Origin of the sequence: Bradyrhizobium huanghuaihaiense (assembly GCF_007830635.1) — a bacterium.
Lineage (GTDB): Bacteria > Pseudomonadota > Alphaproteobacteria > Rhizobiales > Xanthobacteraceae > Bradyrhizobium > Bradyrhizobium huanghuaihaiense.
In genome coordinates this window covers 1-5099 of record NZ_VLLA01000082.1, presented here as the reverse complement: position 1 = coordinate 5099, position 5099 = coordinate 1, and the positions used below count along the sequence as shown (strand labels likewise).

Genomic DNA, 5099 nt, shown 5'->3' with positions numbered 1-5099 from the left:
GTTCAGCCAAAACAAACCAGCGCGCATTCTCTCGCCCCCGAATCAACACGTAGGCAAGAGAATCACGTGGCGCTATTTAGGTACAGACCCTAGTCCCATCAGTAGGACTCGGTGAAATTAAAATCAACGGCGACACAGCGCCGTAGTCGGGGAAGCGCAGAGGGCTTCCTGTTGACATCACACGGGCCGGGTCTGCACGCGCCACCGCGCGTACACATTCAGCGCGCGAGCGGGCCACTCTCGGGTAACGTGGCCCTTGTCGGTATCGAGAGCAACTTGGCGCCACACGCCGCGACGAAGTGCCTGCATAGCCTGCGAATTCACTTCGGCACGCGACTTGCTCTCTTTGCGGCATCACCACCAATCGCTTGCGATGATCCTCGGGGGCGGACTCGGTGCGCGTCGCTGTTAGCGTCTGGTCCGCCCCGACGGTTTGCTGCGGCGATAACTTAAGGGCGCTCGGTCGTGGGCCGAGACAATACAGGGAAGTGTTGGATGCGATCCGGAGTTCTTCTTTTAGGAGCCACGACAATTGCGCTCGTCGCAAACGGTGCAGCGAACGCGGCAGACCTTGAGCCAGAAGTGAAACTGCCGCCCGCGGTGTGGAACTGGTCGGGAGGCTATATTGGCGGGCACCTCGGCGGCGGCTACGGCCGAACCTCCTTCAGCAATCCCTACGGTCCGTCAATCTATGGCGATGTCGTCGATACCCCAGTGCTTCTCGCGGGTGGCCAGGTCGGCTACAATTGGCAGAAGAATGGCTGGGTGTTCGGCGTCGAACTCGATGCCAGCGGTGCTGTCTCCGACGGCACGAATACTTGCCTCGCCGCCTCCGGCTTTGTCGTGAGTGCAAACTGCAAGGCAGGTCCCAACGTCTTTGCCACCGGGACTGGGCGCGTCGGTTACGCGTTTGGCGCGCTGGGCCGCACGTTGGCCTATCTTAAGGGAGGAGTGGCTTGGCAAAACAATCGAGGCGACGTCGTCAACAACTTTGAAGGCGGCGCGCCACAGGAGAAAACCCATTTCGACTATGGTCGCCTCGGTGGCGTCATCGGGCTAGGCGTCGAGCAAGCACTTACGTCTGCATGGTCGGTCAACGTCGAGTATGACTATCTCCATTTCGGCGGGCCGAGTGTCGCAACGCCTCCGACGGTGCAGAATCCGCCGTTCGCCATTCTTCCGGCGAACATAACCAGCCTCTCCAGCAGCTATCACATCGGAAAGATCGGGTTGAACTACCATTTTGGCGCCGACCCGTGGGTGGTGCGTTGGCCCGATGCGCCGCTCTACGCAAAAGCGCCCGCCGGCGCGGCGCCGATTGCTTACACGGCCGGTTGGTCGTTCGAAGGCGGATCGCGACTCTGGCTCAGCCGGGGTCGATTCCAATGGGACCGCAGCGCAGTGGCCTCCGGCGGCCTTGAAGACCCCAGCATGCTAATATCGAGGCTCACCTATCACGGACTTGACGGACTTTCCGGGGAGCTATTTGGCCATCTCGACAGCCCGTGGGGGGTGTTCCTGAAGGGCAACATTGGCCTTGGGCGCTTCGACAAAGGACACATGAACGACGAAGATTGGGGCCTCCCCCCGAACCTCTCCTAGGTCAACACGATATCAGGCCAGGCCAACGGGAGGTACACCTACTACACGGCCGACGTAGGTTATGATTTCCTCCGCGCCGCCAACTACAATGTCGGCGGCTTTATCGGCTGGACGTATTACGAACAGAGCTCCGACTCGAGGGGGTGTGTACAGATAGCTGCCCCACCTCCATGCTTGGCGCCGGACGACGACCAGGTCGTTGGCAGCCAGAATACTCAGTGGAATGCAGCTCGTGTCGGCCTAAGCGCCGAAACCATGCTCACCGAGCGTTGGCGTTTGAACGCTGACGTCGCTTACCTGCCCTGGACCGATTTCAAGGGGCGTGACCATCATCTCTTGCGCCCGACGACCATGTTTGATGAACAACGGAGCAATGGGGGCCGAGGCGTCCAGGTTGAAGGCGTCTTGTCCTACTTCGTCACCAGGAACTTCAGCGTCGGCGTCGGTGGCCGCTACTGGGCGATGTGGACCAACAGCCGAAGCGACTCATTGTGCAGCAGCAGCGGCTGCGTTGAACCGACCATGCTTGCGAAGTACAGCATGGAACGCTGGGGTACGTTCTTTCAGGCCTCCTATAAGCTCGATTGAAAAGATCGCACCAAAAGCCAAGAGCCAGGCTTTCGACGCCCCCTCAAGCTTTGGTAGTGACCATCCACCTCCGCGCCACCTGGACCGGCATGCGGATTATCCGAGCCGTTGTTGCAGGCGAGCGCAATCCCGACGTGTTGGCAACCTATCGGGACGTGCGTTGTCATTCTTCGACCGAGACAATCCGCGCGGCACTGGTGGGCAACGACCGGGAAGAACATGTCTTCGCCCTCCGTCAATCGCTGGAACTATACGACGTTTACCAGGCGAAGATGCTGGACTGCGACCGCAAGCTCGAAGCCTTGATCGCCGTATTGAGCAACAAAGGGGCAAAAGCGGGCGCAAAGTTATCAAAGCCACGCGTTAAGACCAAGCAGGTCAACACACCTACCTTCGATGTCAGGGCCGCGCTGTACGGAATGCTCGGCGTCGATTTGACTGAGATCCATGGGTTAGGTCCGTCCCTCTCGCTGAAGCTCATCGGCGAGTGCGGCACGGATCTGAGGGCATGGCCGAGCGCCAAGCACTTCACCTCGTGGCGCTGCCTTGCACCGGGCAACAAAATCTCCGGCGGCAAGGTGCTGTCTTCACGCACACGAAGATCGTCCAGTCGGGCAGCCGCACTGTTGCGATTGGCGGCCACTACTGTCGGACGGAGCGATACGGCGCTCGGCGCATTCTATCGCCGGCTATCCTCACGTGCAGGCAAATCAAAGGCGGTGACGGCGACCGCCCGCAAGATCGCAGTTCTATGCTACAACACCCTGCGGCACGGCATGCCCTACAGAGATCCGGGTGCAGACCAATATGAGCGACAATATCGCAGCCGTGTGCTCGCCAACCTTCAGCGCCGAGCCAAATCACTGGGCTTCGTGTTACAGGCTCTTCCGGGGGACGCCAATCCGGCTGTTTCTTAGGAAGGCCGCAGCCTACTTCGCGAAGGAAGCGACATGAAGTTCGCCTTCGTCGCGAAGCACCGGACGATCTGGCCGGCGGCATGGCTATGCGATGCGCTGGGAGTGTCGCGGTCGGGCTTCCATGCCTGGCTCAACCGCTCTCCCAGCGCCAGATCCCGCAGCGACCAGGAGCTCGGCGGCAAGGTCAAGGCCAGCTTCGTCGCCAGCGACCGCACCTATGGCGCACGCCGGGTGTGGCGTGACCTGCTCGCCGACGGGGCGGATTGCGGCCTGCACCGGATTGAGCGGCTGATGCGCCTGCAAGGCTTGCGGGCGCGGCCGCGACGTCGGCGCTTGCCGAAGGATGACGGCGATCGACAGCTCGAGACCGTACCGGCGAACCTCCTTGACCGGCAGTTCGCCGCCGAGCGTCCCAGTACACCAGCGAGCAGTTCCAGCGCCTGATGGCCGACCACGGCATCGTTGCAGCATGAGCCGCTCCGGCAACGTCTGGGACAACGCGGCGATGGAGAGCCTCTTCTCCTCGCTCAAGACCGAGCGTACGGCCAACAAGATTTATCGAACCAGAGACGAGGCACGCGCCGATGTGTTCGACTACATCGAACGATTTTACAACACGACCCGCAGGCACTCGACCATCGGCTATCTCAGCCCGGTTGCGTTCGAGCGCAAGGTGGGATTAGCTTAACCGGGTGTCCATCAAACCGGCAGCAGCTCAAGTGAAAAGAACTAGCTGCAGTTGCCTTTTTGATTGGCCGCGATCCGACATCGCGCTAACCCAGTAGGCCGTAAGCGTGGCGCAAGCTTGCGAAAGATGCGCAGTTCGGTCGATCGTCGGAAAGCTGGACGCTGATCAACTACAGCCTGTTTTGGAGGGCATCGAAGAGGCCGTCGCGGCTCTCGAAGCAGCCGAGGATCACGCCAATCCAAGAACCTGCGAGAAGCGAACTGCCGAGCGCAGAGCCAACCGCGGTCAGCTGCCGGAGTATTTGCCGCGCATCGTCGAGACCCTGATGCCCACTGCAACCTGCCGCCCGTGCTGCGCAGGCGTCCTTTTTGAAATTGGGAGCGATGAGAGCCAGAGGCTCGACGTCGTACCGGCGCAGTATCGCGTAATCGTCACTCGCCGGCCCAAACTGGCCTGCCGCGCTTGTCATGGCGTCGTCCTCCAGCATGCCGGGCCCGAACACTGCCCACGGAGCGGCTGGTCAGCGCATGTGATCGATGCCAAGTATCATTGGCATTTGCCGCTTTATCGCCAGGCGCAGATGTTGGCGACGCACGGCATCGCCATCGACCGTCGGCCAAGCCGGTAGTCTGATCACGTCCGCAAGCGTGGTCGGCTTGGAGTGAGCACGTCTGCATAGTCCTCGAGAGCCAACCTTCTTTCCTCGCTGATCGCGTCGGCGGCATGAAACTCGAGACCTGCGACAAGTTTCGCGGATACCGATACCGCGGCGGCGTGCTGCACCGAAAGCTCGCGGTGACGCTCAATCACATCAAAAATCGTATCAAATTCAGTCGCCATGGCGCATTTGCCCCAGGCCTATAGCGCGACGATCTGGGTCGGAAGAGCGCGGCGATCAGGATGGCGAGTCAGTGTCGCGGCGCGATGATGATCGCCGCGATGATTGTCGCGCGCAAGAGTTTTGTTTGCTTTGATTGTCGCGGAGCGTCAATCAAGCGAGCGTTTTTTGTGTCGCGTGCTCCGGTGGCCGCCCTGGACCACGCTTTCGCTCGAGGGCAGTCCGCCTGCGATAGCTCTCGACGTTCATCTCGACGATGGTGGCGTGGTGAACAAGGCGATCGATCGCCGCGAGGGTCATAGCTGGGTCCGGAAAGACCTTGTTCCATTCTCCAAAGGGCTGATTGGCGGTGATCAGCAAAGAGCGTCGCTCGTAGCGTGCGCTGATGAGCTCGAACAGCACACTGGTCTCGGCCTGGTCCTTGGTGACATAGGCAAGATCGTCCAAGATGACGAGATCGAAGCGA

3 protein-coding genes and 4 pseudogenes are annotated in these 5099 nt (G+C 60.7%); 5 read left to right on the top strand and 2 right to left on the bottom strand.

Annotated elements, in window-relative coordinates:
• The first annotated feature begins 495 nt into the window (after nt 1–495).
• The 5 genes and pseudogenes from IQ16_RS44725 to IQ16_RS44710 all read left to right on the top strand — a co-directional run.
• The gene (locus IQ16_RS44725; RefSeq protein ID WP_231166585.1) at nt 496–1602 is read left to right on the top strand and encodes an outer membrane protein; all 1107 of its coding nucleotides are present in this window, start codon (nt 496–498) and stop codon (nt 1600–1602) included.
• A gap of 9 nt (nt 1603–1611) precedes the next feature.
• Nucleotides 1612–2190, top strand: coding sequence for an omptin family outer membrane protease (locus tag IQ16_RS47240; protein WP_257787581.1), 579 nt, complete (start codon nt 1612–1614; stop codon nt 2188–2190).
• 83 nt (nt 2191–2273) lie between these two features.
• Nucleotides 2274–3107 (top strand): annotated as a pseudogene (locus tag IQ16_RS44720) (transposase); the annotation flags it as partial.
• Nucleotides 3108–3795: pseudogene (locus tag IQ16_RS44715) on the top strand (IS3 family transposase); the annotation flags it as partial. It lies immediately after the preceding pseudogene.
• 113 nt (nt 3796–3908) lie between these two features.
• Nucleotides 3909–4408 (top strand): annotated as a pseudogene (locus IQ16_RS44710) (transposase domain-containing protein); the annotation flags it as partial.
• A 20-nt stretch (nt 4409–4428) separates the two neighbouring features.
• On the opposite strand, the gene IQ16_RS44705 reads toward IQ16_RS44710, so the two are convergent.
• On the bottom strand, nt 4429–4635 hold the full coding sequence (locus IQ16_RS44705) for a hypothetical protein (protein ID WP_223153709.1): 207 nt from the start codon (nt 4633–4635) through the stop codon (nt 4429–4431).
• Nucleotides 4636–4786: 151 nt separating this feature from the next.
• A pseudogene (istB, locus tag IQ16_RS44700) lies at nt 4787–5099 on the bottom strand (IS21-like element ISBj11 family helper ATPase IstB); the annotation flags it as partial.

Coding starts and splice junctions, on each gene's coding strand:
- IQ16_RS44725 (WP_231166585.1), top strand. CDS start 496: ATGCGATCCGGAGTTCTTCTTTTAGGAGCCACGACAATTGCGCTCGTC.
- IQ16_RS44705 (WP_223153709.1), bottom strand. CDS start 4,635: ATGGCGACTGAATTTGATACGATTTTTGATGTGATTGAGCGTCACCGC.